This window comes from Metallosphaera yellowstonensis MK1, from assembly GCF_000243315.1.
Classification (GTDB): Archaea; Thermoproteota; Thermoprotei_A; order Sulfolobales; family Sulfolobaceae; genus Metallosphaera; species Metallosphaera yellowstonensis.
Map to the genome: position 1 here is coordinate 498,205 of NZ_JH597768.1, position 23,601 is coordinate 521,805.

General features: G+C 47.2%; 27 protein-coding genes, 2 tRNA genes and 3 pseudogenes. 26 read left to right on the top strand and 6 right to left on the bottom strand.

Going from position 1 to position 23,601, the window contains the following annotated elements; translation table 11 throughout:
• Nucleotides 1–7: 7 nt before the first annotated feature.
• The 8 genes and pseudogenes from METMK1DRAFT_RS10295 (at nt 8) to METMK1DRAFT_RS10320 (ending at nt 3,266) form a co-directional block, all read left to right on the top strand.
• Nucleotides 8–709 carry an RNA-guided pseudouridylation complex pseudouridine synthase subunit Cbf5 gene (locus METMK1DRAFT_RS10295; protein WP_009073746.1) on the top strand — a complete coding sequence of 234 codons (702 nt, stop codon included), beginning with the start codon at nt 8–10 and terminating at the stop codon, nt 707–709.
• The gene (locus tag METMK1DRAFT_RS10300; protein WP_425357382.1) at nt 697–1,254 is read left to right on the top strand and encodes a class I SAM-dependent methyltransferase; all 558 of its coding nucleotides are present in this window, start codon (nt 697–699) and stop codon (nt 1,252–1,254) included. The genes METMK1DRAFT_RS10295 and METMK1DRAFT_RS10300 overlap by 13 nt, the downstream gene beginning before the upstream one ends.
• A gap of 23 nt (nt 1,255–1,277) precedes the next feature.
• Nucleotides 1,278–1,375: transfer RNA gene (locus METMK1DRAFT_RS10305), tRNA-Ser, on the top strand.
• 69 nt (nt 1,376–1,444) lie between these two features.
• Nucleotides 1,445–1,522: transfer RNA gene (locus METMK1DRAFT_RS10310), tRNA-Asp, on the top strand.
• A 427-nt stretch (nt 1,523–1,949) separates the two neighbouring features.
• The gene (locus tag METMK1DRAFT_RS19175; protein WP_009073750.1) at nt 1,950–2,204 is read left to right on the top strand and encodes a hypothetical protein; all 255 of its coding nucleotides are present in this window, start codon (nt 1,950–1,952) and stop codon (nt 2,202–2,204) included.
• Nucleotides 2,195–2,266, top strand: a pseudogene (locus METMK1DRAFT_RS19180) (hypothetical protein); the annotation flags it as partial. The gene METMK1DRAFT_RS19175 and the pseudogene METMK1DRAFT_RS19180, both read left to right, overlap by 10 nt.
• A 192-nt stretch (nt 2,267–2,458) precedes the next feature.
• Complete coding sequence (locus METMK1DRAFT_RS19185) at nt 2,459–2,785, top strand: hypothetical protein (RefSeq protein ID WP_052300219.1); 327 nt, start codon at nt 2,459–2,461, stop codon at nt 2,783–2,785.
• A 193-nt stretch (nt 2,786–2,978) separates the two neighbouring features.
• Nucleotides 2,979–3,266: pseudogene (locus METMK1DRAFT_RS10320) on the top strand (type II toxin-antitoxin system RelE family toxin).
• Here METMK1DRAFT_RS10320 and METMK1DRAFT_RS18255 read toward each other — a convergent pair.
• Nucleotides 3,220–3,369 (bottom strand): hypothetical protein, encoded by a 150-nt coding sequence (locus METMK1DRAFT_RS18255; RefSeq protein ID WP_009073753.1) that lies wholly within the window; start codon nt 3,367–3,369, stop codon nt 3,220–3,222. The pseudogene METMK1DRAFT_RS10320 and the gene METMK1DRAFT_RS18255 overlap by 47 nt on opposite strands.
• A gap of 88 nt (nt 3,370–3,457) precedes the next feature.
• Here METMK1DRAFT_RS18255 and METMK1DRAFT_RS10325 point away from each other — a divergent pair.
• From METMK1DRAFT_RS10325 to METMK1DRAFT_RS10345, 5 genes and pseudogenes are all read left to right on the top strand, one after another.
• Nucleotides 3,458–4,221 (top strand): annotated as a pseudogene (locus METMK1DRAFT_RS10325) (RNA-guided endonuclease InsQ/TnpB family protein); the annotation flags it as partial.
• A gap of 134 nt (nt 4,222–4,355) precedes the next feature.
• On the top strand, nt 4,356–5,093 hold the full coding sequence (pcn, locus tag METMK1DRAFT_RS10330) for a proliferating cell nuclear antigen (pcna) (protein WP_009073757.1): 738 nt from the start codon (nt 4,356–4,358) through the stop codon (nt 5,091–5,093).
• Nucleotides 5,090–6,055: a uroporphyrinogen decarboxylase/cobalamine-independent methonine synthase family protein gene (locus tag METMK1DRAFT_RS10335; RefSeq protein WP_009073759.1), complete on the top strand. Its 966-nt coding sequence runs from the start codon at nt 5,090–5,092 to the stop codon at nt 6,053–6,055. The genes pcn and METMK1DRAFT_RS10335 overlap by 4 nt, the downstream gene beginning before the upstream one ends.
• Nucleotides 6,055–7,047 (top strand): methionine synthase, encoded by a 993-nt coding sequence (locus METMK1DRAFT_RS10340; protein WP_009073761.1) that lies wholly within the window; start codon nt 6,055–6,057, stop codon nt 7,045–7,047. The genes METMK1DRAFT_RS10335 and METMK1DRAFT_RS10340 overlap by 1 nt, the downstream gene beginning before the upstream one ends.
• Before the next feature lie 23 nt (nt 7,048–7,070).
• Nucleotides 7,071–7,529, top strand: a complete 459-nt coding sequence (locus METMK1DRAFT_RS10345; protein ID WP_009073763.1) for a 30S ribosomal protein S15 — start codon at nt 7,071–7,073, stop codon at nt 7,527–7,529.
• Nucleotides 7,530–7,566: 37 nt separating this feature from the next.
• On the opposite strand, the gene METMK1DRAFT_RS10350 is transcribed toward METMK1DRAFT_RS10345, so the two are convergent.
• On the bottom strand, nt 7,567–7,998 hold the full coding sequence (locus METMK1DRAFT_RS10350; RefSeq protein WP_009073765.1) for a CbiX/SirB N-terminal domain-containing protein: 432 nt from the start codon (nt 7,996–7,998) through the stop codon (nt 7,567–7,569).
• A 66-nt stretch (nt 7,999–8,064) separates the two neighbouring features.
• On the opposite strand from METMK1DRAFT_RS10350, the gene METMK1DRAFT_RS10355 reads away from it, so the two are divergent.
• The 6 genes from METMK1DRAFT_RS10355 to METMK1DRAFT_RS10375 all read left to right on the top strand — a co-directional run bounded on the left by METMK1DRAFT_RS10355 (nt 8,065) and on the right by METMK1DRAFT_RS10375 (nt 11,597).
• Complete coding sequence (locus tag METMK1DRAFT_RS10355) at nt 8,065–8,703, top strand: 30S ribosomal protein S6e (protein WP_048087954.1); 639 nt, start codon at nt 8,065–8,067, stop codon at nt 8,701–8,703.
• A gap of 4 nt (nt 8,704–8,707) precedes the next feature.
• Nucleotides 8,708–9,955 (top strand): translation initiation factor IF-2 subunit gamma, encoded by a 1,248-nt coding sequence (locus METMK1DRAFT_RS10360; RefSeq protein ID WP_009073769.1) that lies wholly within the window; start codon nt 8,708–8,710, stop codon nt 9,953–9,955.
• Entirely contained in the window at nt 9,934–10,356 is a 423-nt protein-coding gene (locus tag METMK1DRAFT_RS10365; RefSeq protein WP_048087833.1) for a type II toxin-antitoxin system VapC family toxin, read from the top strand. The genes METMK1DRAFT_RS10360 and METMK1DRAFT_RS10365 overlap by 22 nt, the downstream gene beginning before the upstream one ends.
• Before the next feature lie 12 nt (nt 10,357–10,368).
• Nucleotides 10,369–10,899, top strand: coding sequence for a DNA-directed RNA polymerase (locus METMK1DRAFT_RS10370; protein WP_009073771.1), 531 nt, complete (start codon nt 10,369–10,371; stop codon nt 10,897–10,899).
• A 66-nt stretch (nt 10,900–10,965) separates the two neighbouring features.
• Nucleotides 10,966–11,103 carry a transcription elongation factor subunit Spt4 gene (spt4, locus tag METMK1DRAFT_RS16635; protein ID WP_245544622.1) on the top strand — a complete coding sequence of 46 codons (138 nt, stop codon included), beginning with the start codon at nt 10,966–10,968 and terminating at the stop codon, nt 11,101–11,103.
• Entirely contained in the window at nt 11,076–11,597 is a 522-nt protein-coding gene (locus METMK1DRAFT_RS10375; protein ID WP_009073772.1) for a GTP-dependent dephospho-CoA kinase family protein, read from the top strand. Before spt4 ends, METMK1DRAFT_RS10375 begins: the two co-directional genes overlap by 28 nt.
• Nucleotides 11,598–11,686: 89 nt before the next feature.
• Here METMK1DRAFT_RS10375 and METMK1DRAFT_RS10380 read toward each other — a convergent pair whose 3' ends face one another.
• Both METMK1DRAFT_RS10380 and METMK1DRAFT_RS10385 read right to left on the bottom strand, forming a co-directional pair.
• Complete coding sequence (locus METMK1DRAFT_RS10380) at nt 11,687–12,931, bottom strand: 2,3-bisphosphoglycerate-independent phosphoglycerate mutase (RefSeq protein ID WP_009073774.1); 1,245 nt, start codon at nt 12,929–12,931, stop codon at nt 11,687–11,689.
• Entirely contained in the window at nt 12,928–15,189 is a 2,262-nt protein-coding gene (locus METMK1DRAFT_RS10385; protein ID WP_009073775.1) for a CDC48 family AAA ATPase, read from the bottom strand. The genes METMK1DRAFT_RS10380 and METMK1DRAFT_RS10385 overlap by 4 nt, the downstream gene beginning before the upstream one ends.
• 52 nt (nt 15,190–15,241) lie before the next feature.
• Here METMK1DRAFT_RS10385 and rgy point away from each other — a divergent pair, with 52 nt between their 5' ends.
• Together rgy and METMK1DRAFT_RS10395 are read left to right on the top strand one after the other, a co-directional pair.
• A complete protein-coding gene (gene rgy / locus METMK1DRAFT_RS10390) occupies nt 15,242–18,904 on the top strand; it encodes a reverse gyrase (RefSeq protein WP_009073776.1) in 3,663 nt (1,220 codons plus the stop codon).
• Nucleotides 18,905–18,911: 7 nt separating this feature from the next.
• Nucleotides 18,912–19,784 (top strand): carbon-nitrogen hydrolase family protein, encoded by an 873-nt coding sequence (locus METMK1DRAFT_RS10395; RefSeq protein ID WP_009073778.1) that lies wholly within the window; start codon nt 18,912–18,914, stop codon nt 19,782–19,784.
• On the opposite strand, the gene METMK1DRAFT_RS10400 is transcribed toward METMK1DRAFT_RS10395, so the two are convergent.
• A complete protein-coding gene (locus METMK1DRAFT_RS10400) occupies nt 19,769–20,092 on the bottom strand; it encodes a 30S ribosomal protein S25e (protein WP_009073780.1) in 324 nt (107 codons plus the stop codon). The genes METMK1DRAFT_RS10395 and METMK1DRAFT_RS10400 overlap by 16 nt on opposite strands.
• A 48-nt stretch (nt 20,093–20,140) precedes the next feature.
• Here METMK1DRAFT_RS10400 and METMK1DRAFT_RS10405 point away from each other — a divergent pair, with 48 nt between their 5' ends.
• The 5 genes from METMK1DRAFT_RS10405 to METMK1DRAFT_RS10425 all read left to right on the top strand — a co-directional run bounded on the left by METMK1DRAFT_RS10405 (nt 20,141) and on the right by METMK1DRAFT_RS10425 (nt 23,250).
• On the top strand, nt 20,141–20,872 hold the full coding sequence (locus tag METMK1DRAFT_RS10405; protein ID WP_009073782.1) for a TrmB family transcriptional regulator: 732 nt from the start codon (nt 20,141–20,143) through the stop codon (nt 20,870–20,872).
• A gap of 50 nt (nt 20,873–20,922) precedes the next feature.
• A complete protein-coding gene (locus METMK1DRAFT_RS10410) occupies nt 20,923–21,069 on the top strand; it encodes a ribbon-helix-helix domain-containing protein (RefSeq protein ID WP_009073784.1) in 147 nt (48 codons plus the stop codon).
• An 87-nt stretch (nt 21,070–21,156) separates the two neighbouring features.
• Nucleotides 21,157–21,927 (top strand): tRNA (adenine-N1)-methyltransferase, encoded by a 771-nt coding sequence (locus tag METMK1DRAFT_RS10415; protein ID WP_048087835.1) that lies wholly within the window; start codon nt 21,157–21,159, stop codon nt 21,925–21,927.
• Nucleotides 21,928–21,949: 22 nt separating this feature from the next.
• Nucleotides 21,950–22,282, top strand: a complete 333-nt coding sequence (locus METMK1DRAFT_RS10420; protein ID WP_009073788.1) for a hypothetical protein — start codon at nt 21,950–21,952, stop codon at nt 22,280–22,282.
• Nucleotides 22,279–23,250 carry a V0D/AC39 family V-type ATPase subunit gene (locus METMK1DRAFT_RS10425; protein WP_009073790.1) on the top strand — a complete coding sequence of 324 codons (972 nt, stop codon included), beginning with the start codon at nt 22,279–22,281 and terminating at the stop codon, nt 23,248–23,250. The genes METMK1DRAFT_RS10420 and METMK1DRAFT_RS10425 overlap by 4 nt, the downstream gene beginning before the upstream one ends.
• On the opposite strand, the gene ubp is transcribed toward METMK1DRAFT_RS10425, so the two are convergent.
• Nucleotides 23,233–23,559 (bottom strand): UBP family nucleoid-associated protein, encoded by a 327-nt coding sequence (gene ubp, locus METMK1DRAFT_RS10430; protein WP_009073792.1) that lies wholly within the window; start codon nt 23,557–23,559, stop codon nt 23,233–23,235. The two genes, METMK1DRAFT_RS10425 and ubp, sit on opposite strands and share 18 nt — an antisense overlap.
• Nucleotides 23,560–23,601: the final 42 nt, after the last annotated feature.

Sequence of the window (23,601 nt, forward strand, 5' to 3'; positions counted from 1 at the left end):
ACGATTAATGAACCTTGTGACCAAATCAGGGAAGGAGTACGTGTGTCTTATGGAGATCCACTGTGACTTCAAGGAAAGCGAGTTGAAGGATGTCGTGAGCCAGTTCAAGGGCGTTATATATCAGAAACCACCCGTCAGGTCCTCCGTGAAGAGGAGAGTCAGAAAGAGGAAGGTAGACGAGCTTGAGGTGCTCGAAATAGAAGGAAGGAGGGTTCTGTTGAGGATCTCTTCAGAGCCCGGGACTTACATGAGGAAGTTGTGTCACGATATCGGAGTTGTCCTGGGATGCGGGGCACACATGAGGGAACTTAGGAGGACTAGATCCGGAGTCTTTGTGGAGAGAGATTCAGTGACTCTCCACAGACTTTCCGAAGCTCTCTACTTGTACAGGGAATGCAAAGACGATACAGAGCTCAGAAAGATACTTTATCCCATGGAAGTGGCATTCTGCGGCATTCCAAAGATTATAGTGGACGATGAAGCAGTTAACTCGATAGCCTATGGGGCGCAGCTCATGGCTCCCGGGATAGTAGCACACCAGGAGTTCAGGAGGGGCGACACTGTTGCCCTTATCACCTGGAAGGGGGAGGGGATAGCTATAGGGAAAGCGTTAACGGACTCCGACAAGATTGGAAAGAAGGGCGAGGTAGCCAAACCTGACAGAGTACTTATGGACAAGGACGTGTACCCGAAGGCTTGGAAGAAATGATGGTAGTCGTGGACGTAGTGGAGGGAATCCCACTATCCTTGGTTAGCTTTCCAGGTCTCTTCTCTAAGAAGAGACTAGACCTGGGAACTAGGATACTCTTGGAGAACCTAGTGATTCCTGAGGAAGGGACTGTAGCTGACGTGGGGTGCGGTTACGGACCTGTTGGAATTTACGTTGCCGTGAGGAATCCTAGGCTCAACGTCTACATGTTGGATGTGAACCCGTTGGCCGTTAAGGCCTCTCAGATGAACGTAGAGAGGTACGGCCTTCAAGGTAGGGTTAAGGTGATGAAGAGTGATCTGTTGGAGAAGTTAGAGGGTAAAGTTAGGGCCATTTATTCCAATCCTCCCCTCTCCAAGGGAGTCGAAATCCTAGAGAGGCTGGCAGAGCAGGCAGCTTCCAAGTTGGACAAGGAGGGTTGGATACAACTCGTGTTATACAGGGGAGAAACCAATGCTTTGAAAATATTTACTAAGTATTTCTCTAGAGTAGAGACTGTTAAGAAGGTTAAAGGCTACTCACTAGTTTTAGTAGTAAATGATTAAAGGGCAATTTGAGAATAAGTCATGCCGGGGTGCCCGAGCGGACCAAGGGGCTGGCCTTGAGAGCCTGCTGGGAAAGCCAGTAGGGTATCACCCTGCGCGGGTTCAAATCCCGCCCCCGGCGTCTTTCTATCAGTGCTTCTCATGGGATAGAGATAGTTTTAAAGATTAGATGCGTAGGATTTCTCTTAGTGCCGCAGTAGTCTAGCCCGGTTCAGGATGAGGGCCTGTCGAGCCCTTGACCCGGGTTCAAATCCCGGCTGCGGCGCCATTCTTTTACAAGTTCATGGAGCGTTACAACCTTCGCAGTAACCTGGTCATGAGAGAGTGATTGAGCCCAAGTTCCCCATGAAGAAGACCAAAGCGAGCCCGCCTAGGGATTTAAATATAGGCCTCATCTCACCTAATCTTATGGCAAAAAGTTCTGGTATAGATCAGTAGTTAAACATAACCAACGTCAAAACGATATTTAGAAGTAATTAAAAATAACGAGTAGTTACGTACAGCAGTTATGGGAATCTTAGGGAGGTAATACGAGGAAGTCGGTGTTGGTGAGAAGTTTTTCGACGTCGTCCCGCTGAAAAGGTGCGGAAAGGGACAGATCGAGTTGGCTAGGGAGAGGCAGTCAGGGAGATCAACAGGCTGGGCGTGGTGAGGGGGAAGGGGAGGAGCAGGAAGGTTAACTGGCACTAGTCCTCATGGTCCTGGTAGGTGGGAGGGCCAGCGTGAGGAACAGGGCCGAGACGTTCGGGTTGGAACGTGAATTGATGGGGCGTTGGGAGAACTTGACGACGCGTGGAGGTCCTGTCAGGCTGGTGAAGGGTCAGGTCGTCATCGTGGACGACACCGTGGACCACGACGCTCCGGGAGGACGTGAGCCCCCGGGAACTACTGGACCTACTGCCACACCCACGGGAGGTTCGAGAGGGCCAAGCTCCTCACGGTCGCCATAGTGGACCTCGGGCAGGACGTTCACGGTTTCCCCTACACCGTGAGGAAGATGTGGGATTTGTGAGGGTCAACGAGTTCAAGACCGAGATCGAGGTGGCCAGATGTTGGACGTGCTCAAGGGGCGCTTCCGGTAGCCAGGGTCGTCTTCGATCCCAGTACTATCCGAGAAGCCCGTGACGAACAAAGTGGTGTCAAGGCTCAAGTCCAACCGAGCTCAGGGTCGGCCCGGGGGACCCTCGAGGAGGGGCACCTCCCGGTGGGATACCCCCGGAGTCTACTCCACCTTCCTGACCCTGGGAGGCCGAGTGGTCACGGTGAAGTCGCTCGCAGGAACACGACTCCGGGACACACGTCAGGTACATCTACACGACCGACCTCTCACTCAGCGGGGAGGAGGCCTGCCTGGCCGGAGATCGAGGAGCTCCAAAGGACGTCGAGGCCCTGGGACTCCTCATTCTGGAGGAGGGACAGGCTTCAGGGGTACCTCACGATCTTCACCATCAGCAACGTCGTCAGGGAGCTGGTAGGGGAGCTGAACCTGAGGAGCGTGGAGGCGTTCCTCAGGTTCTCGAGCGTCGTTTAAGCGGACCGTCGGGGCTGATGAAAATCTTTAAGTCACGTTAAAATCCCATAACTGCTGTATCTTGAACGACTTCCTTGAAGTTACAATAATCTCTGGGATTAATTCCTAATGAGATAATAAACGAATAGAAAGATTTTTAAATTAGCTTTCTATATCTTTTATCGTGATTTGTAGAGAATGGAAGTTAAGGATTATGAGAAGTTCCAGCAAGGAAATGAGTATAGAGGATTTTCAGAATTATATAGCTAAAGAGTTTCCTAACCCTAAGGTTAGAAAAAGTATTAGGGAAGCCTTGAAACTTCTCATCAAGGATCCTTTAGCCAATGCTAGAGAAAAATTAGGTATGGATATTTTCGGGAATCAATGTTCTCTATAGAAGTTACGAAGGATATAAGAATCCTTTACAGTATGGACTCAAAAAAACTGTATAGCGCTCATTTGGAAGATTGGGTCTCATAAGAAGGCTTATGGGAGAGATTAGCTTTCTTTTCAACCTCATCAAAGAACTTGTCTATCTCCTCCCCGTTCTCAAACTCAATATAAGCGTAACTTTTGTCATCCTTCTTAACCAATCCAGTCTTCATATGTATAAACTCTGCAAAGATGTTATTAAAACAATGTGCTAATAGAGTTTCTTCTAACGGTACTGAAAGAGCTTAACGCGTGATGAAGACCTTCTCCTGGTCCCGCACCTGGTTCTCAGGGAGAGTCAAAGGGCTTGAACTGGGTGAGCCCGTGATAAAGGAGGATAAGGTTCACCTACCATTCCGTTATAAATTACCCTGGTTTACTCCCCTGGACTTCCTCTCAATCGACAGTAACCTCTATACTCTAGACGCGTACGGCATGGAGTTGAAGAGGGGTGAAATACAGTCCTTCGCTTCAAAGCACGGTAGGAAAGGGGGGAAGCTGATGAGGAAGTACTCTCACCGTGAAAGGAACCACGTCCTAGATTACGTTCACAAGTTCGTGAACAAACTGTTGGAGATGTACCCACTCACTACGATTGCTGTTGAGAAACTGAACAAACAGTCAATGTTCCAAGATGCCGACGACAAGTTGTCTAAGAAGATTTCAAGGACTGTATGGAGGTCGATCCACCGTGTGTTGAAGTACAAGGCCCCACTATACGGCTCCCTAGTTAAGGAGGTGAACCCTCACCTCACCTCCAAGTCCTGCCCCAGATGTGGACGGGTTTCCCGAAAGGTAGGACTTTTCGTTGTGAGAGGTGTGGTTTCACCCTGGACAGGCAACTCAACGCCTCTCTCAACATCTTCCTCAAGATGTGCGGGTTTTCCCACCTCTTTCTCACTCCCAGTGGGAGTAGGTGGGTCGGGGTTACCCCGTTAAGGGGGCGGGGGAGTAACGGGTTTCCCCGCGACTCCTGTGAAGCTCAAGGGCTGAGGATTGGATACAAATTCATGAAAATTCAATGAAGCCCGAACCCCTGAGCCTAAACGTTGCGAAAGCAAGAGTAGGGAGAACGGAAAGTGCATCGGGTGAGAGTTGGAAGTAGTTATACCACAGGATCAGGCGACAGAGTTAAAGCAACTAGAGTTATTGATAAACTATGAGAGTCGTTTACGATAACGCTATGGACTTTAAGGCGATTATTGAGGCCTTAGCCAAGATGGTGGATGAGGCCTCCCTGACGTTCAACAGTGATGCCATGGAATTGACCGCAATAGATAGAGCACACATATCACTGATCAAGCTCAGGTTCCCTAAGGAAGCCTTTAAGGAGTACGATATCACAGAGGAGTTCAGGTTAGGCTTCAATACACAGTACATGTTAAAGGTCCTAAGGAGCGCGAAGAAGAAGGAGCAGTTGGAGATGGAGTCTCAAGACCCTTCTCAGATCAACCTCAAGATAATAGGTTCCATGGTCAGAGATTTCGTAGTGAGGAACATAGAGATCTCTGCGTCCGAAATACCCGAGATAAATTTTCAATTCGACGTTAAGGCCAAGGTCGTCTCAAGCGGATTCAAGAGGGCCATAAACGAGATATACACAGTAAGTGACTCGGTTCAGTTTAATGCAACTGAAAGTTCTCTTCTCCTCAAGTCTGCGGGCGAATCTGAGATAGAGGTGGAGTTCACTAAGGATATGGGAGGACTTCAGGAAATATCCATTGAGAAGCCGGTCTCCTCTACCTATTCCGCGGAATATCTGAACGACGTGCTCGTCTTAACTAAGCTTTCAGGCTTCACTAAGATCCTTTACTCGGAGCAGAAGCCGTTACAGTTAGAGTTTAATATGGATAACGGGGGTAGTGTAGTGTATCTGCTGGCTCCTCAGGCGGGGTGATAAAATTTAGGATAAGCATAATAGGAAGTTACCCACGGTCTCCATCGCTGGGCAAAGTTTTTTCGAGGTTCAGGGCTGGAAAGGTAAGTAAGGACATCCTTGAAAAGGAGGTAATGAGAAGAGAGAGCACTTTCTTAAGTTTAGTTAAGGACATAGGTGCACATTACAGTACCGACGGTCTGCTAAGGTGGGACGACCTTCTCGACGTCACTTTTTCCTATTTGTCTGGCCAAGAAAAAGGAGAGCTTATGAGGTTCTTCGATAATAACTTCTATTACAGGAAGCCTGTCATTAAGGATAGGCTAAGGGCTAGATTAGAGGAGTACCTGAGTTATCTCCAAGGGGATATTGAGCTGGCAAAGCAGGTAGGATATACAGGAACTCTCAAGGCTGTAATTGTTGGGCCCCTAACTTACTCCCTCTTATCCGATAACCAATACTATGAAACTGTTGAGGAACTAATAATGAGCTATAGTGCAGAAGTTAACTCAGTCCTAAAAAATTTACCTAGAGGAATAAATGCCGTCGAGATCCATGAGCCGTCCATTTTCGCTAAGGGCGTCAAGACGTCCTTATTGGACAGACTTAAGGACGCTTACCAAACACTCCTTTCAGGAGTGCAAGTGGAGAAGCACCTGATAACCTACTTTTATATAAACTCATCGAGGATAGATCTACTCCTCTCTTTACCTGTAGACGTCTACGGCTTTGATATCATAGAGAATATGAACATCCTAGGCGTATTATATAGGAAAGTCAAGGAGAGGAGGGTTTTCCTGGGAGTCCTCGACACTAGGAACACCAAGATCGAGAGAGTTAGCACCATAAGGAGGGTAGTGGAGAAAGCTAGAGAAAAGGGGGCATCAGAAGTTTTAATAGGAAACGCTGCCCCCATGGATTTCATACCGGAAGCGGTAGTTATTAAGAAACTGAAGTTATTGAAGAAGATTGGTGGTGCTTAATGGAACTACCGCTGTTACCAACCACAGTTATAGGTAGTTATCCGAGACCTAAGTGGCTAAGGGAAGTAATAGCACTAAGGAAGGCTGGAAGGATCTCGGAGGATGACCTAAAGGAGGCTTTCAACGACGCTGCGGTAACTGTTATGAGGGATCACTTGATAGCTGGAATAGATGTTCCCACGGATGGAGAGGTGAAGAGAGACGAGATGGTTGAATTCTTTGCAGAGAGACTCAAGGGGTTCAAGTTCTACGGGCCTGTGAGGGTTTGGGGAACAGCATACTACAGGAAACCGTCAGTGGTTGACAAGATAGAATACGTTAGACCTATGCTCCTAGATGAGGTCGAGTTCACCAAAAGCATTTCCTATACACCCAACTTCAAAGTCACCATTACAGGACCTTACACTATGGGTTATTGGTCTTACAACGAGTACTACAAGAGCAGAAGGGATATGGTCTTTGACCTGGCTAAGGCCATAAACTCAGAAATACGGAGTCTGGTGGATGCTGGAGCTAAGATAATCCAGGTAGATGAGCCAGCGATTCACTCAACTAAGGACGAAGTTCCATGGGCTATTGAGGCCGTCAATGAGTCAATTAAGGGGATTAACGCTAAGCTGATGGTACACATATGTTACGGAGACTACAAGCTCGTCGCGCCTTATCTCAACGACCTCAAGGTAGATCAGATAAACTTCGCTTTGAAGATATATGATTACAAGCCATTGAAGCTTCTGAAGGAAGTGGGATTCGAGAAGGAGCTTGGAGCCGGTGTTATAGACGTGCATAACAAGAGGGTAGAGTCTCCAGAGGAAGTTCAGAAGGACCTGATGACCATCCTAAGGTACTTCCCTCCAGAGAAGGTATGGGTCAATCCGGATTGTGGTCTTAAACTTCAACCTAGGAAAATAGCCTTCGAAAAAATGGTCTCCATGGTTAACGGAACCAGGCTTGCTAGGGAAGAACTTAAAAAAGGAGAGAACAGGAAATAAGAGCTAGTAAAGAGTGAGCTGAAGTGAACAAGAGGAGAGCTAAGGGTAGTTCCCATTCAACCAGGCCAGCTAGGGCTGGTTCGCCCAAATGGGTTAGGTTCACTAAGGAAGAGGTAGAGATGCTTATAGAGGAACTTGCTAAGAAGGGTTACACGCCCTCCATGATAGGCATAGTGCTCAGGGATCAATACGGAGTTCCTCTGGCTAAACAGATCATAGGGAAGAAGGTCTCAAAGTTTCTACAGGAGAGAGGACTGGCGTCGCCCATTCCAGAAGATCTGTTCAACTTGATAAGGAGGGCAGTTAATGTGAGGAGGCACTTAACGGAGTATCCAGGCGATAAGACGGCGAAGAAAGGGTTAGAGGAAATAGAATCTAAAATAAGGAGAGTAGCTAGCTATTATAGGAAGGTGAACAGGTTACCTAAGGATTGGGTCTATGACCCGGCTAAGGCTGAGCTCCTCGTCAGTGCCAGCACTTAGTCTTCTATAAGTATATTTATTGTTGTTATTATTTTAATTAACTATCATGCTTGATTTTTGCCTCTTCCCTGTTGTCCTCTAGGGGTTCAGGACCATCCATCTCTTCAAACACCCTTTCTTTGAGAATCTCAGCGACCCTTTCGTCTACCCCTATTGGTTTCGCTATCCTGACCTTCACTTTTTTCCCGTTCATTACTATCTCACCTCTCTCATCTATCCCTATCAATCTGGGTATGTCCCTATAGAAATGTGCCCCAGCAGCAAATAGTAACGGCACTGCTACTATTTCCTCAGCTCCTTGGGTGATAAGTAGGTCTGTCGCCTCCTTCAGGCTAGGTTGATTGAACTCTATGAAACCGTATTCCACTAGCTCAAAATGTCGCTTCAAGAGGTCCTTATACTTTATCGCCACGTCCTTCCATTCATTAACCCTACTACCATGTAGAACGAGAAGAACACCTGTTTTCATATTCTATACCACAACCCTGAGTTTATATACTCGTGTCATTATACGATTGTGAAAGGGGATAGGTACTTGCCAGACTATAAATTAGTCATATCAGACCCAGGTACCAAGAACGCAGAACCTTTGAAGGTAAAGGTTAAGGCTGTAGACAGCATTCAACAGGATACTGAGGAGAAGGATAATAGAGTCCTCCCCTTGTGTCGCATCAACCAGAAGACCAAGGAGAGATTGGGGGCCGACAAGTTCCTCACTATCGAAATCACAAAACAGGAGGGAGACAAGCGAGTCAAGGTTAAAATTCATTGTGTGATCGAGGAATCTCAGGATGTACCTGAGGGGGAAGTACACGTGGGTAAGCACGTCGCGGAGAAATTGGGAGGCGAAGAAGTGGAGGCCTTAGCGTATAGGACCAAGGCCTTCCAAATAGCAGTGGATCAAGGTAAACTCAACATCATGGGCTACAAGATCGGTGACACATTCGATCTGGTCGTGAGGAATGTCCCTCTGAAACTCAAAATAACTGGTGGCTCCGATAACACTGGGTTTTCAATGAGGCCTGACGTTCAAGGTGCAGCTAAACGTAAATTACTCCTCTCCTCCCCTCCAGGGTTCGTTCCAAGGGAGGACGGTGAAAAGAGAAGGAAAATAGTGAGGGGAAACGTAGTTAGTACGGAGTTGGTCCAAATAAATTGTATCGTGGTAAGGTGATTTTTTGCCCTGGCCAGTAACTCAACCAGAGGTCAATATAGGTGTAGTCGGACACGTAGATCACGGGAAGACGACTCTGGTTCAGGCCCTCACTGGAGTGTGGACGTCGAGACACTCAGAAGAGCTCAAGAGGGGCATGACAATACGGCTGGGATACGCCGAGGCTAACTTTGGGTTATGTAAATCGTGCAGGAAACCCGAGGCTTACGTTAACGAGCCCTCGTGTAACTCTTGCGGGAGCGACGAGGAGCCAGAGTTTTTGAGGAGAGTGTCATTCCTAGATGCACCTGGCCACGAGGTATTGATGGCGACCATGTTATCTGGTACAGCCATCCTGGACGGCGCCATATTGGTTGTAGCAGCAAATGAACCTTTCCCTCAACCCCAGACGAGGGAGCACTTTGTGGCTTTGGGCATAGCAGGGATAAAGAACGTCGTTGTTGTTCAAAACAAGGTTGACGTCGTAACTAGGGAGGAAGCAATGTCTCAATATTCTCAGATAGAGGCCTTCTTGAAAGGGACTTGGGCCGAAGGTGCAGATGTAGTCCCAGTTAGTGCCCTTCATAAGATAAATATCGACGCACTGATAGAGTCATTGGAACACCACATACCAACTCCCAAGAGGGATCCTAATCTCGATCCTTTTATGTTGGTAATAAGAAGTTTTGATGTGAATAAACCAGGAACTCCTCTTTCAGAACTTAGGGGAGGGGTAGTTGGAGGCAGTATAGTTCAGGGAGTTTTTAAGGTAGGTCAGGAGATCAAAATCCTTCCGGGCATGCGTGTAGAGGAGAAGGGAAAGGTCTCTTATCAACCTCTATATACCAGGATCTCTTCATTGCGGTTCGGCCAAACTGAGTTCAATGAGGCTAAACCTGGTGGTCTTGTAGCTATGGGCACCTATTTAGATCCCTCCCTGACCAAGGCCGATAACTTGATAGGAAATGTAGTAACTGACGCGAAGGTCGAGGTTCCAGTATTGTGGAAAATAACCAGTACCTATAATTTATTGGAAAGGGTTGTGGGAAGCAAGGAGATGATAAAGGTTGATCCAATCAGGCCTAAGGAGACTCTGCTTATCACTCTAGGTTCTGCGACCAGCCTAGGAGTTGTGACTAGGGCTAAGTCCGACGAGATAGAAATGGAGTTAAAGAGACCCCTGGCAGTATGGGACAAGAAAGCTAGGCTGGTCATCAGTAGACAGATAGGTGGTAGATGGAGATTAGTGGGATGGGGTCAAATAGACGTCTAGGAGTGTTGGTGGACACCAATATCCTCCTCTACGTTTATGACGGGGTTGATCCCTTTAGTAAGGTGCTGGAGTTCCTGGATTTTAAGCCAAGGTTTTACATTCACACAGTGGTGCTAAATGAATTATCTACACTGGAAGGAAAATACGCCAGGTCCACCAAGATGCTCTCAAGGATCAGATTAGCTAGGGAATACCTACGAACCTACGGAGGATGGTGGGAGACTGTGGACCTCTTCCAGGAACTCCCTCCCGACGAGGCCCTCCTGCGGACGGCGGTGGAACTCGGGCTCGTCATATTTACCAATGACATAGCTCTGAAGAAACTCGCATTAAAAAACAGCATAGGAATAATTTTCATGAGTAGATGGGGTAAAATTATAAAATCAGTATATACTATTTAGGTTCGACTCATCATGTTTAAGCTCGTCAGAGCTAGGGGGGTGGTCAGGATTCCCCCAGATCAATTTGGAGGGCCCTTGGACGTCATCGCGTTAGATATACTGAAGAATGAGTATCAGGAGAGATTATTCAAGGATCTGGGCTTGGTTCTCACGGTCACTAAGGCTAAGGTGAGTGAGGAAGGAATGATAGTCTTCGGGGACGGTGCGACTTACCACGAGGTCGAGTTTGAGCTTTTGACGTTCTCCCCAATCATTCAAGAGGTCATAGAGGGGGACATAACACAGGTGGATAATTACGGCGTTTACGTTAATATGGGTCCCATGGACGGTCTAGTGCACGTGTCACAGATAGGGGATGACAACTATAGGTTCGATCAGATAAGGGGGACTTTAGTGGGCGAGAGATCAAAGAAGGTCTTTCAGAAGGGAGACTTCGTTAGGGCTAGGATAATGACCATATCCACAGCGGCCTCGAACAGATTGCCCCGAATAGGCCTTACGATGAAACAACCAGGTCTAGGTAAGATAGAGAAGAGAGGGTGATAGGCCATTTCGGCTAAAATATTTAAGGCTTGTAAGAACTGTAAGGCTCTAGTTAACAGAGAACAAGTGACCTGCCCAGTCTGTGGCGGGAATTCCTTCACTGACGAATGGGAGGGGATGGTAATCCTACTCAATGAAACATCAGAGCTCTATGAAGCCATGGGTGCAAAGAAACCTTGGAGGTACGCAATAAACATAAAGTAGACATATGTTTTGTCCCTAGCGAGAACGTTAGGAAAGAACTCTCTAGACCTTACGGGATACTGTTTAAGGATGTACATAAACTTATTGACTACGCTAGGGGTTTCTCTAGGGTTATTACGGTGGGCGACGTGGTAACTCGTTCCCTGTTAGAGGGGGGAGTGGTTCCATTCCTTTCCGTCATTGATGGTAAAACAAGAAGAAGCGTAGTCATGAATGAGAGTAGGTATAACCTTAAGGTAAGGAATGAACCAGGGCTCCTAAGGCTCAGTTCAATGATGGTCATAAGAGATGTACTGCAAGGAAGGTCTCCAGTTTCCGTTTTCGTTGAAGGTGAGGACGACATGTTCGTCATTCCAGCCATACTCTTTGGGCACAATGATGATTTAGTAGTATACGGACAACCGAAAGCTGGAGCCGTGGGACTAGAGAACTGGGAGGGAAGCAGGTGGAGAGTGCAAGACATCTTGTCCAAGTTTCTCGTAAAGCTTTGCTGACCTCCTTCCCACCCTGAGGTAGAGCCACTCTCGTTGTGTCAGACCTGCGCGAGCTCTTCACCATTCAGACCTTTCGAGCCTCATCAGCTCTAGGCACCGTACTTAGATGCCCTGTTAGAATAGTTTAATAGAAGATGCATTATATTTAAACCTACTATCTTTAGGCTACCCTTCCTGGCTTCTCTTTCATTAAAGTCTGAGAGATAGTCGGGCACTATACTATCAGGCGTGTATAACATCACTGGAACAGGATCTCCAGTGTGTTCCTTTACCTCAACAGGAGTCGCGTGGTCTCCAGTGAAGAGAATTACTATCTCGGAGCCAACTCCATCTAATATTCTCCCAACGACCTTGTCTATCATCTCTATCGCCTTAACCTTCTCTGGAGCGTTTCCGTCATGGGATGCAGCATCGGTGGCCTTTATGTGAAGAAACACCAAATCATAATCCTCTTTAAGGAGCTTGACTGTGTGAGCGGCCTTGGAGAGGTAGTCAGTGTCCACTCCCCCCGTAGCCCTAGGAGGAGTTACCACATGCATACCCAGTGACCTACAGACTCCCTTTATCAAGGCCGTAGCCGACACTGCAGCTCCACGTAAACTGGTGTAGTCCTTAAGCTTGGGAAGTTCAGTATGTGTAGATGCCCCTCTCAGGAGAACTATGTTGGCTGGAGGCAAGCCCCTCTCAATCCGCTCCTTGTTAATATGTGAAGCTGAGAGTACGCTTATTATTCGGTCAGTCAGCTTATTGACTACTTCTGCTGTCCTCTTGGCCTCCTCTGTATACTCCCTAGCCTCTGCCCTCAATATCTTCTTGTGAACTTCGTGGGGGTCAGTATCGCTGACCTTGTCGCTGAGTTTCTCACCAGACAATACAACAGAGACTCTGTGTTCCGTCCCTCTGTAGAACCTCACCCTCACTCCATCAACTTCCTGGATCTCTCTATTTAATAGGGCCACTAATTGCTCGGCCTCGTCGAGCCTCCTCCCAGCTCTCCTGTCTATGACCACAAAGTTCTCATCTATTGTGGCAAAGTTTCCTCTAAATGCTATGTCTCCTTCTCTCAACTCAGCACCGGCACCCAGTGCCTCGAAGCTGCCCCTCCCCTTATAGTACACCCTAGGATTCAGGCCAAAAATTGCCAAATGAGACGTGTCGCTACCTGGTACTATACCGGGTTCTATGGGATCCATTAATCCGGCTAAAGACGAACGAAGAATTGAATTGAGGTTGGGCTTGTCTGCAGCCTCTAGGGGTGTCCTTCCGTTCAGGAATCGTATAGGTCGGTCTCCCAATCCATCTGCTACCAATAGAAGTATCTTGTACCTCTTCATCCTAGGGCACTCCTTTTCAGTTCCTTGGCCATCCTCTCGTACCTATCTATTTGAACCTTGGTGAGACTGGGCGTGACGACCTTCATGGCCTCCTCGAAGTAACTCATTGTCACCTTAGGCATGTTTCCTTCAACGCATTCCCTCACAGTTCTGTTATAGCATTCAGTCTGTGCGTCGACCTTCAGGCCAGAACACTTGTTGTTGGCCTCAGTGCCACACTTTGCATAAACGTCCCTTAGGGCTATCATTGTGGCCTCCCTGACCAGAGCCTCTAAGTCAGCACCGGTATAACCCTCCGTCTTCTCTGCAAGCACTTCCAAATTAACGTCTGAAGATAGAGGAACAGATGCCGTATGCACTTTAAGAATCTCTAATCTGGCCTTCTTATCTGGAGGCGGTACGTAAATGAGTCTATCAAATCTCCCTGGTCTCAACAGCGCAGGATCCAGTATGTCAGGCCTGTTGGTAGCAGCTATAACAACCACTTTGCTCAGTGGAACTATACCATCCATCTCTGAGAGAAGCTGATTTACCATCCTCTCAGTCACTCCGCTGTCGTGGGCCATCCCCCTCATGGGGGCTATGGAGTCTATCTCATCAAAGAAGATCACTGTGGGGGCAGTCTGCCTCGCCCTCTTGAATATCTCCCTTATGGCCTTCTCACTCTCTCCGACCCACTTAGAGAGAACCTCAGGTCCCCTGACAGCTATGAAGTTTGCCCCGCTCTCTGTCGCCACTGCCTTAGCCAGCATGGTCTTGCCAGTGCCTGGGGGACCGAAGAGTAGAACTCCCTTCGGTGGCCTTATTCCAGATTTGGCGAAGAGTTCTGGGAACCTCATGGGCCACTCTACAGCCTCCCTGAGCTGCTGCTTAACGTTGTCGAGCCCACCTATCTCACTCCACCTGACTCTGGGAACCTCAACGTAAACCTCCCTCAGTAACGTGGGCTGAACGAACTTCATTGCGTTCATGAAATCCTCCATGGTCACCTTAAGTTCCTTAAGGACCTCTGGAGAAAGTTTCTCCTGCTCCAGTAACTTCTTTCTGTCACCGGTGTTAATGAACCTCCTTAGGGCGTGCATCGCAGCTTCCTTGGCCAACGCGGCTATGTCGGCACCAGTATATCCGTTGGTCATCTCAGCAATGACATCAAGGTTAACGTCTTCAGCTACTGGCATGTTTCTGGTGTGGACTTGGAGAATCTCCTTCCTGGCCTTAGTGTCGGGAGGCCTTATCTCTATCTCCCTATCGAATCTCCCAGGTCTTCTCAGTGCTGGATCTACCGCATCGGGTCTGTTGGTTGCTCCTATTACCACTATTCTTCCTCTACCCTTTATGCCGTCCATTAGAGTGAGGAGTTGCGAGACCACCCTCTTCTCCACTTCTCCAGTTACTTCCTCCCTTTTGGGAGCGATCGCATCTATCTCGTCAATGAATATGATGGAGGGAGCGTTTTTGTCTGCATCATCGAATATCTCCCTCAGCCTCTGCTCACTCTCGCCGTAGAACTTACTCATGATTTCAGGTCCGTTGATCGTAACGAAGTACGCACCGATTTCGTTGGCGAGTGCCCTAGCTAGTAGTGTCTTGCCCACTCCAGGAGGTCCATAGAGCAGAACCCCTTTAGGTGGTTCAATACCTAAGTGCTGGAAGAGCTCTGGGTGCTTCATGGGCAACTCTATCATCTCTCTGAGCTTTTCTTTCACTTCGTCCAGATCTCCTATGTCCTCCCAGGTAACTCTCGGAAAGACCTGAGACTCCCTGATGGGCTCCTCCTTGATTGTGATCTCAGTGTTTCCAGTGACGAAGACGTAACTCGACGGTTGAGTGTTCGAGACTACTAGATCTATGGTACCTGTATAGATAGGGATGGGAATGGTCTCGCCTTTGTTGAGGGGTTTGTACATTAGATATTCCTTGACGTAGTCCACAAACGTCTGATCAAATCTAATAGGCTGAGTCGGTGCTAAGGTTACCTTTACGGCTGGATCTACCTTAGCCTTCTTTACAGCCACCTCATCTCCTATTGAGACCCCTATGGATTTTCTTACGTAGCCGTCAACTCTGATCTCACCGTCACTCATATCGTAAGCTGGCATGGCCTGAAGCAGTGCATTTCCGTTAGGACCTGTGACCTCTATGTAATCCCCAGTCTCTATGCCCAACCTCCTCATGGTATGTTCGGTCATTCTAGCTATCTTTCTGCCAACGTCCTTCTGTTTGGCCTCTAGTACTCTGAGTTTCACGCTTGACGACATGATTGAATCTTACCTATCCTTTTAAATAAGCCTTTTTGACAAGAGGGAAATAATGGGTAATGAAGGAGTACCTCCAGTAATTTACATGAGCTTATGTCCGAATTGTGGTTCTAACATTTCATCATTGAGGTTAATGTCAGGTCTCGCGTGCGAGAGATGCCTCCCTGAAGACGTAAGGGTTAATGGATTAGAGGAGCTGGTTCGAAGTCTCAAAGAGAGGGGGACACTGAAACATCTCTCGAGTGTTGAAAGACTCTTGGCCGAATTCAAGGCCGTGAGTGATATCTTTAGGACGGCCGTGGGTTCTGAGCCCATGGGGCCTCAAAGGTCTTGGATAGTCAGAGCCCTCAGGGGAGAGAGCTTCGCCATCATAGCCCCACCGGGCCTAGGAAAGACCACATTCGGAATAATAATGTCGCTGTATTTCTCGTCAATCTCCAAGAAATCGCTCATGATCTTTCCGACGAAAACACTTGTGGGTCAGGTTGTCCAGAAGATTCAAGAAATGAGTAAGAATATGGAGAGACCGCCTTTGCTGTCCTACTACCTCAGTGGGATGAACCAGTCCAAAAGGGACGAGATGGACAAGACTCTCTCATCCGGAGACTTTGACATATTTGTTTCTACGTCGAGATATGTCATAGACCACATCGACGAATTATCTAGGCTGGAATACAACTACCTGTTCGTAGACGACGTAGACGCCGTCCTCAAGTCTGGTAAAAGCTCCGTCACCATTCTTAAACTCATGGGGTTTTCTCCTCAAGACATCGATAGGACGAAGGAGTTACTTAAGAGCGCGAGGGAAGGAGATACCTCGGTTTTCGATGAGATCAAAAAAATCAGGGAGAACTCGTTGAAGGACAGAGTTGCCATATTTTCTTCTGCCACAATAACCAGGAGTAATCCGGTCTTCACATCCCTCATGGGTTTCAGGCCAGGTAGCACTCTGATTTATCTCAGAAACGTAGTTGATTCCTACCTAATTTCTAAGGATACCTTCACTCCATCCGTTGAACTAGTGAAAAGGTTAGGCCCAGGAGGACTAGTCTTTGTGCCTGTGGACAAAGGGACACAATACGCTCAGGAATTGGCTTCGGAGCTCAACAAGTGGATGAAGGCCTCTGCGATAACGTCTAGCAATAGTAGGAAACTGGAGGAGTTCGAGTCGGGTCAAATAGACGTCTTGGTAGGTGTGGCTACTCACTACGGACTCCTCGTGAGGGGGATAGATATACCTTGGAGAGTGAGATACGCCATCTTCGCTGGAATTCCAAAATTTAGGTTCAGGCTCGGGGAGGTGATGCATCCCCTGGCCATGTTGAGAGTCCTCACCCTCCTCTCACTGGTACTTAAGGATCAGGAGGTATCCAGGGTTTTGAGGATAGTGAGAGCCAGGTTGAGGAGGACGAGTCCAGCAGCGTTAGTGATGTTAGCTAAATCCATCAGGGAAGGCACGATCAGTGACCAATATTTCATTAAGGCCTATGAGATAGTAAACAAATACCTTCAGGATATAAGCATTCTAAATAAGATAGCCCAACTTGGGGATCTATCAATTTCCGATGGCACTATATCTATACCCGATTATCTGACTTACGTTCAGGCCAGCGGGAGGACTTCCAGGCTATATGGGAGTCGACTGACTACAGGTCTCTCAATAGTTATTGTTGACGACGAGACCCTCTTTGAGCAGTTAAAGAAGAAACTGAGTTTGGTCTTGGACGAAATAAGATGGCATCCATTGGATTTAGTTCAGTGGAGGATAGGTGAAACCAGGGTCGATGATCTCATGAGGAAGATAAACGAGGAGAGGGAAGAAATAACTGAAAGGAAGAGATCGATCGTTTCTCCCCCACTAGGTAAAATCAAAACCACTCTATTCATAGTGGAGTCGCCAAACAAGGCCAAGACTATCTCCAGTTTCTTCTCAAGACCCAGCACGAGGGACTTCGACGGTCTCAGGGTCTACGAGACGGTGATTGGAGATAAGATACTCATGGTAACGGCTAGTGGAGGGCATATCTACGATCTCACCACAAAGGATATAGGAATATTTGGAGTCGAGGTGAGGACTGACGGGGGAGTTGAGGCAATTCCCTTCTATAACACCATTAAGAGATGCGACAAGGGTCACCAGTTCACGGAATACGGGGAGGGAAATACATGCCCCATCTGTTCCTCCCCTAAGATCAGGGATAAGGTTACCACCATAGACGCTCTGAGGAGACTGGTCATGGAGGCAGACGAAGTGCTCATAGGTACTGATCCAGACGTTGAAGGAGAAAAGATAGCTTGGGACCTGTTCTTCAGTCTACGTCCATTCAATTCCAATATATACCGAGCCGAGTTCCACGAGGTTACCAGAAAGGCCATAATGGAGTCCCTCAATTCTCCAAGGAGGTTTTCGGTTAGTATGTTGCAGTCACAGATCGTGAGGAGGATAGAGGACAGGTGGATAGGTTTCAAGCTCTCTAAGAAATTGCAAAGCGAGTTTTGGAAAGAGTATTGTCAGAACGTGCTTAAGGAGAACAGTTGTGGAGAGAACAGAAACCTCAGTGCAGGGAGGGTACAGACACCGGTCCTAGGGTGGATAATTTCGAGGTACCAGGATTACCTAAGAACTAAAAGAACAGTTTACGTGGCCAGACTCCTGGATAAGTTCACCGTACTCCTACCCAAGCAGGAGGGAGTTAGGAAGAACGTAAAGATCAATGTGGTTATCACCTCGATCCAAAAGAAGGAAGATACGTTGGGTCCATTCCCTGCGTATACTACAGACACGTTCCTGTCCGATGCCTCCTCGTTCTTCTCGGTGTCCGCTCCTGAGGCCATGAGGATAGCCCAAGATCTGTTCGAGATGGGTCTCATAACTTATCACAGGACTGATAGTATAAGGATATCCTCCACAGGTATTGGTGTGGCCGAATCCTATCTAAGGAACCTCCTGGGCGAGAAGTATAAGACTATATTTAAACCCAGGAGCTGGGGAGAGGGTGGAGCCCACGAGGCCATAAGGCCGACCAAGCCTCTGGATGTGGAGCAATTGAGAGCCATGATAGAGGAGGGCGAGCTGGAGCTACCCAGGAAATTGACGTTTAATCATTACAGACTTTACGACATGATCTTCAGGAGGTTCATATCGAGCCAGGTTGTTCCGCTCATCGTCGAGGTCGAAGTACTATCACTCAAGGCTAAGAGGGGTGACAAGGAGCTCACGCTGGAGACCCCACAACTGGAGAACGTGATAAAGGTCAGACTCTCTGAACCCGTAGACGTCCCCATGGAGAAGCTCTACATTCCATTCAGAGGAACCATGGATTCCATTTCTAAGAATTCACGTGACGCTCTCCCCATTGAGGTTGAAGCCACAGTTATAGGCTCTTTTATGAAGAGCGACGTCACTCTCTACACGGAAGGCGATCTAATCTCTGAAATGAAGAATAAGCGTATAGGCAGACCTAGCACTTACGCTTTCATTATATCTACGATATTAAAGAGGGGATACGTGTTCGAAACAAGCCGAGTTAAAAGACTCATACCCTCTAAGCTCGGGACTCATGTGTACGAATTTCTGAACAGCAAGTACTCTAACTTCGTATCTGAACAGAGGACAAGATACCTATTGGAACGAATGGATCTTATTGAAGAGAATAAAGAAGATTATAGACAAGTATTAAAGCAATTGTACGACGAAATACAATACATAAGGTGAAATTATAATGTTGATTTCGCTCACGCATCTGAAACTAAAGGAGATGGCCAGGAAGCACAACGTCGAGAAAGCGAAAAAGCTCATTAAGACAGCCAAGGATCGAGGAGCTAAACTCGTGGTGTTGCCGTCTCTCTTCCCTGTAGGAAACGGCTTCGAGATCTACAACAATGAAAAGAAGATGAGAAGCGTAGTGAAGAATCTGGCCGAGAAGATCCCCGGTAACACAACCGAGATAGCCATAAAGTTAGCCATGGAGGGAGAAGTCCATCTCATAGTTGGCCCACTCTTGGAACAGGCAGGGCCTAAAATATTCCTGACAACATTGGTGATATCTCCTGACGGCGAGATAATAGGCAAGTACAGGAAGATTACGTCCTCTGAGAAAGATGTAAGGCTGGGTATATCCAACGGCAAGGAACCTATCCACGTGGTGCTGGACAGAAAATATGGGCTCATAGCTGAGGACGACTTAATGTCCCCAGAGATCAGTAGGTTACTTTACTTTGGAGGATCTCAGGCGGTGATAGGAACCATGAAGGCCCTGAATAAAAGACAGGAGGCGATAAAGCACATAGCGGTAGCGAGAACGATAGAGAACGAAATGTCCTACCTGGTTAACGGAGAGGTGATTGAGAACGAAGAGGGCGAAATAGTGGGCTACTCTCCTACTTTCATCACGACTCCGGATTCAATGGTCTATAAGGAGGCAGAGGAAGAGGACACCATAGTCCTCGTGGAGAGTTCGATGATCGCATCTCCTCACGATAACCTCATGGCAAAGGCCAACGGTTTAGAGTCAATAATTACGGGACTCTGTAAGAGCGTCAAAAAAGTGAGGGGTAGTAACGGTCAGGTGGTAAGAGGTCACGACGCAACGTAAATAGCAGTCCTTCTATTCCTATAGACTTCCTTTATTACTCCCTGTTGGTTGAGGTCCTTAAGTATCCTTTTCGCTACGCTCAGGGTTATGCTGGCCTTAGTGGCTAGGTTGTAAGGGGTGATGATCTTCTCCTTTTTAATCTCTTCCTGAACTCTCTTCACCATCTCGTCACTGATGACGATGTTCTTAGAGATGACTTCGTTCCCAGTCTTACTGACCTTCTTCTTCTCTTTCTTCTGCTGAGCTTCCGCTTCCTTCTTCATCCTTTTCTCTACATTACTTATGGGTTTCTTGGAGGCTCCTCCCATTTGATCACCATCTACGCTTTAATGAGGTGAAGAGATTAATAATATTTAATGAGTCAGGACATCCTAGACGAGTTGTTAGCGAGGGTCAGCAAGTTTGCCTCAGTCTTAGGTATATCGAGGGCAGAACTCAAGGTTTATTCGGCACTGTTGTTGAACGGCCAGAGCAACGCCAGAAAGTTGTCAGACGAGCTCAACATTTCATATACGAAGATATACTCCATACTCAATAAGCTGGAGGAGAGAGGTTGGATAAGAAAGTTAGGGAAGAAGCCAGTTGTCTACGAGGCCGTATCTCTCAGGGACTTGTGGTCCAACATAAAGAAGATGTTGGAGTTCAAGGTAGATCAGTTTGAAAAGGAATTCATAGAGCCTCTATCCTCGCTCATGGGCTCAACAGCAGCTTACACCGTGATGATGATCCCCCAGCACGACCTCAAGAGAACCATCGTCAATCTCCTAGGCGAGCCCAGTAAAAAGTACCTGGTGGCAATCTCGTTTAAGGAACTGATGGATCAAGAATTAATTCAACTAATAAAAGCTAAATCCTACGTAGCTGAAGTGAAGCTGATAGCTCAGAGAGATATACGAGTCGAGGAGGGAGGAATAGAGCAGAGGCATTTGGACAATATGTTCGGTAGTGGAATAGTGACCTCTTCTTCTGTTCTGTTGATCATAAAGTCCAACGATAGGTTGACGGGGATAATATCCAACCACAGGTACCTTGTGGATATAGCGGTGGTGTACTTCGATCATTTATGGGAACAAGCTAGCAAACCTTAGCACAAATCCTTAAAAGTTTAGGTCAGAGTAGTATCTCTTTCGAGGTTAACATGAAGATAATAACCGTGAAACTTCCAGAGCAATATCTAGAAGCCATGGATGAACTTGTGAATACGGGGAGGTATGAAACCAGGAGTGAAGTCATAAGAGCTGCCATAGGAGACTTTATCAGGAAGGAGCTCTGGATAAAAGAGTAGTGATGAGGGCTGGTATTAAGGATTGATGAATTGAGACACCAATACTGATAAGACAAGATTTTTTATGGGACTATATCATCATGAACCGTGCCCTTGGCGGAAGGAGACTTAGTTGTGGTGTGGATAGATCCCAGGAGAGTGTACCTGGTCAAGTTGGAGAGAGGGAAGAGACTGGACACTGATAAGGGATCGCTATTACATGAAGATATTATTGGTAAGGAATATGGGGAATCTCTAGCGATACAGAGGGGAAAGGCCCACCTCCTTTACCCTACGTTGGATTACATTTATGAAGGTCTTCACAGGCCCTCTCAGGTCCTCTACCCTAAAGACATAGGTTACATGATATACGTGTCCGGTATAAAACCAGGTAGCACTGTGGTTGAAGCTGGAACTGGTTCTGGGTTCCTCACCATATCCTTGGCTAACTTCGTTGGTAATGAAGGAAGAGTGGTGACTTATGACGTGAGGGAGGACATGCAAAACAGGGCAAGGAAGAACGCTAGGCTCCTGGGTCTGGAGGATAGGGTCACCTTTAAGCTGGGAGACGTGAGGCAGGGAATAGAGGAAAAGGACGTTGACGCTGTATTTCTCGATATGCCAGACCCTTGGTTAGTAGTCCAACACGCTTGGAGTTCGCTGAGACCATCAGGTACCCTGGAGGTCTTCATCCCTACCACTAACCAACTGGAAAGGGTATTTCTAACAATGATCCAAAATAATTTTGTGGATGTCAAGGCAGTTGAAATCATAATGAGGGAGTTTCAAGTTAAGGAAAACGCGACTAGACCCAGAACTATTGGGGTCACACACACAGGGTATATAGTTAGCGGTAGGAAATCAATAAAAGGGAGTTAGTCACACTATTGATCGAATTATAATGAGCGAAGCACAGCTAAGTGTGGTCTCTCGGTTGATTGTAGAGTTCGAGGACAACGTAAAGAAAGCTAAGCATGCTACCTCCGACGACGCCAAGAGGCTCATCCTCAGAGCCCAGGCCATCTCAGAACAGTTAAAGCTCGTTGCCGAATCAGTGATTGCGGAGTCGGAGAAGACAATTAACAGCGAGAAGCAGGCCCTCATAGACTCCATTAGAAAGAAATTCAATGAGGAGAGAGAGAATGAAATCTCGCAAATAAGAAGGAAGGCTGAGAGCAATCTGGATTTAGCGGCAGCTGAGGTCCTTAGGGCCCTTGAAGGTGCTTATAAGTGAGCTCTGCCGCTGCCTATATCTCCTCGGTATCTAGGCTCTTTAAAGCCAAGACGTTATCCAGGGGACTAGTTAATGAGCTTCTATCTTCAAAGGATTGGAAGGAATTTATGAGCGTATTGAAGGAGAGGGGGTTCGTCAGTGAGGTACCAGATAGCATAACCGTTGCGGAGCTCATGTTGAAGAAGAGGGCCTTAAGCCTCCTGGAACAATTGCGCGACCTCTCAGTATCCGTGAAGTTGGCTAAGGACATCGTGTCTGCATACGTCTATAGGGTAACCTTAGACGAGCTAACATATCTCACGTCTATCGTGTGGAACAAACTACAGGGAGATGTGAACCTTCTGACAACTTTACGTAGTCACATAGACCAGATGCCAGCGTCCATGGAGGAACTTCAATCTATGCTCAAGGGAACCATTTACGGAGATGCATTATCGTTCGCCTCATCTAAATCCCCAAAGGACCTATCGCAGTTGAATTCGCTCCTTGAGTATTATTATATTCATTTCCTCTCGAACATCGTTGAGGGGTTAAAGGGGGATTGGAAGGCTGCTGCCAACAACATCCTATGTGGCTACAAAGACTATTATTCCTTAAGTCTCGCCGCCAGACAGAAGATCTCAATGGACGTGAGGTGTAACGTAAGTGAGGACGACATAAGGGATATGGCGAACAGTAGAAGCCAGGAGGACGTGATTAACGTGTTGAGGCGAACTGTCTACTCCAAGAGCATCGACTTCACCAACATGTACACAGCTTTAACATCACTCTATAGGCTAGCCATCAATAGGGCCAGGACAGGTGCGGTCAGCATCTTTATGGGATCCCCGTTCAATCCCGTAGTGGCGATGGGAGCAGCGGAGCTAATCAAATTGGACACCGAGGACGTGATAAGAATGATTAACGGGCTGAAGCTAAGAGTTCCGCTGGACAGACTAAAGCAGTCCCTTTCATTTGAGCTGCTTTAGTAAAGAATCGTCGAAGACGTATTCTGAATCCTCCTTTATTATCGTTATTTCGGGCACTCTCGGCGGATCAGGGAGTTCCGGAATGGGTTTCTCCTTCCCAAGATATATCCACTTGAGCTTACCATTCATTTTCTCCAGTTTGTACCAATATTTACCAATATAAATATATTTCTTCCCTTTCTTGTAAACTATGTGAAAGGGTTTCAGATAAACGTCGTATCTAGTGATCCTTGAATTATATTCATAAACGAATGATTTTAGCCTAGTGAGTATCTGGTCGAACTGCCTCTCCGTCATCCGGATTAACATCGAGTAAAACCTCCCCTTATAAATGATAAATAATTATTATAT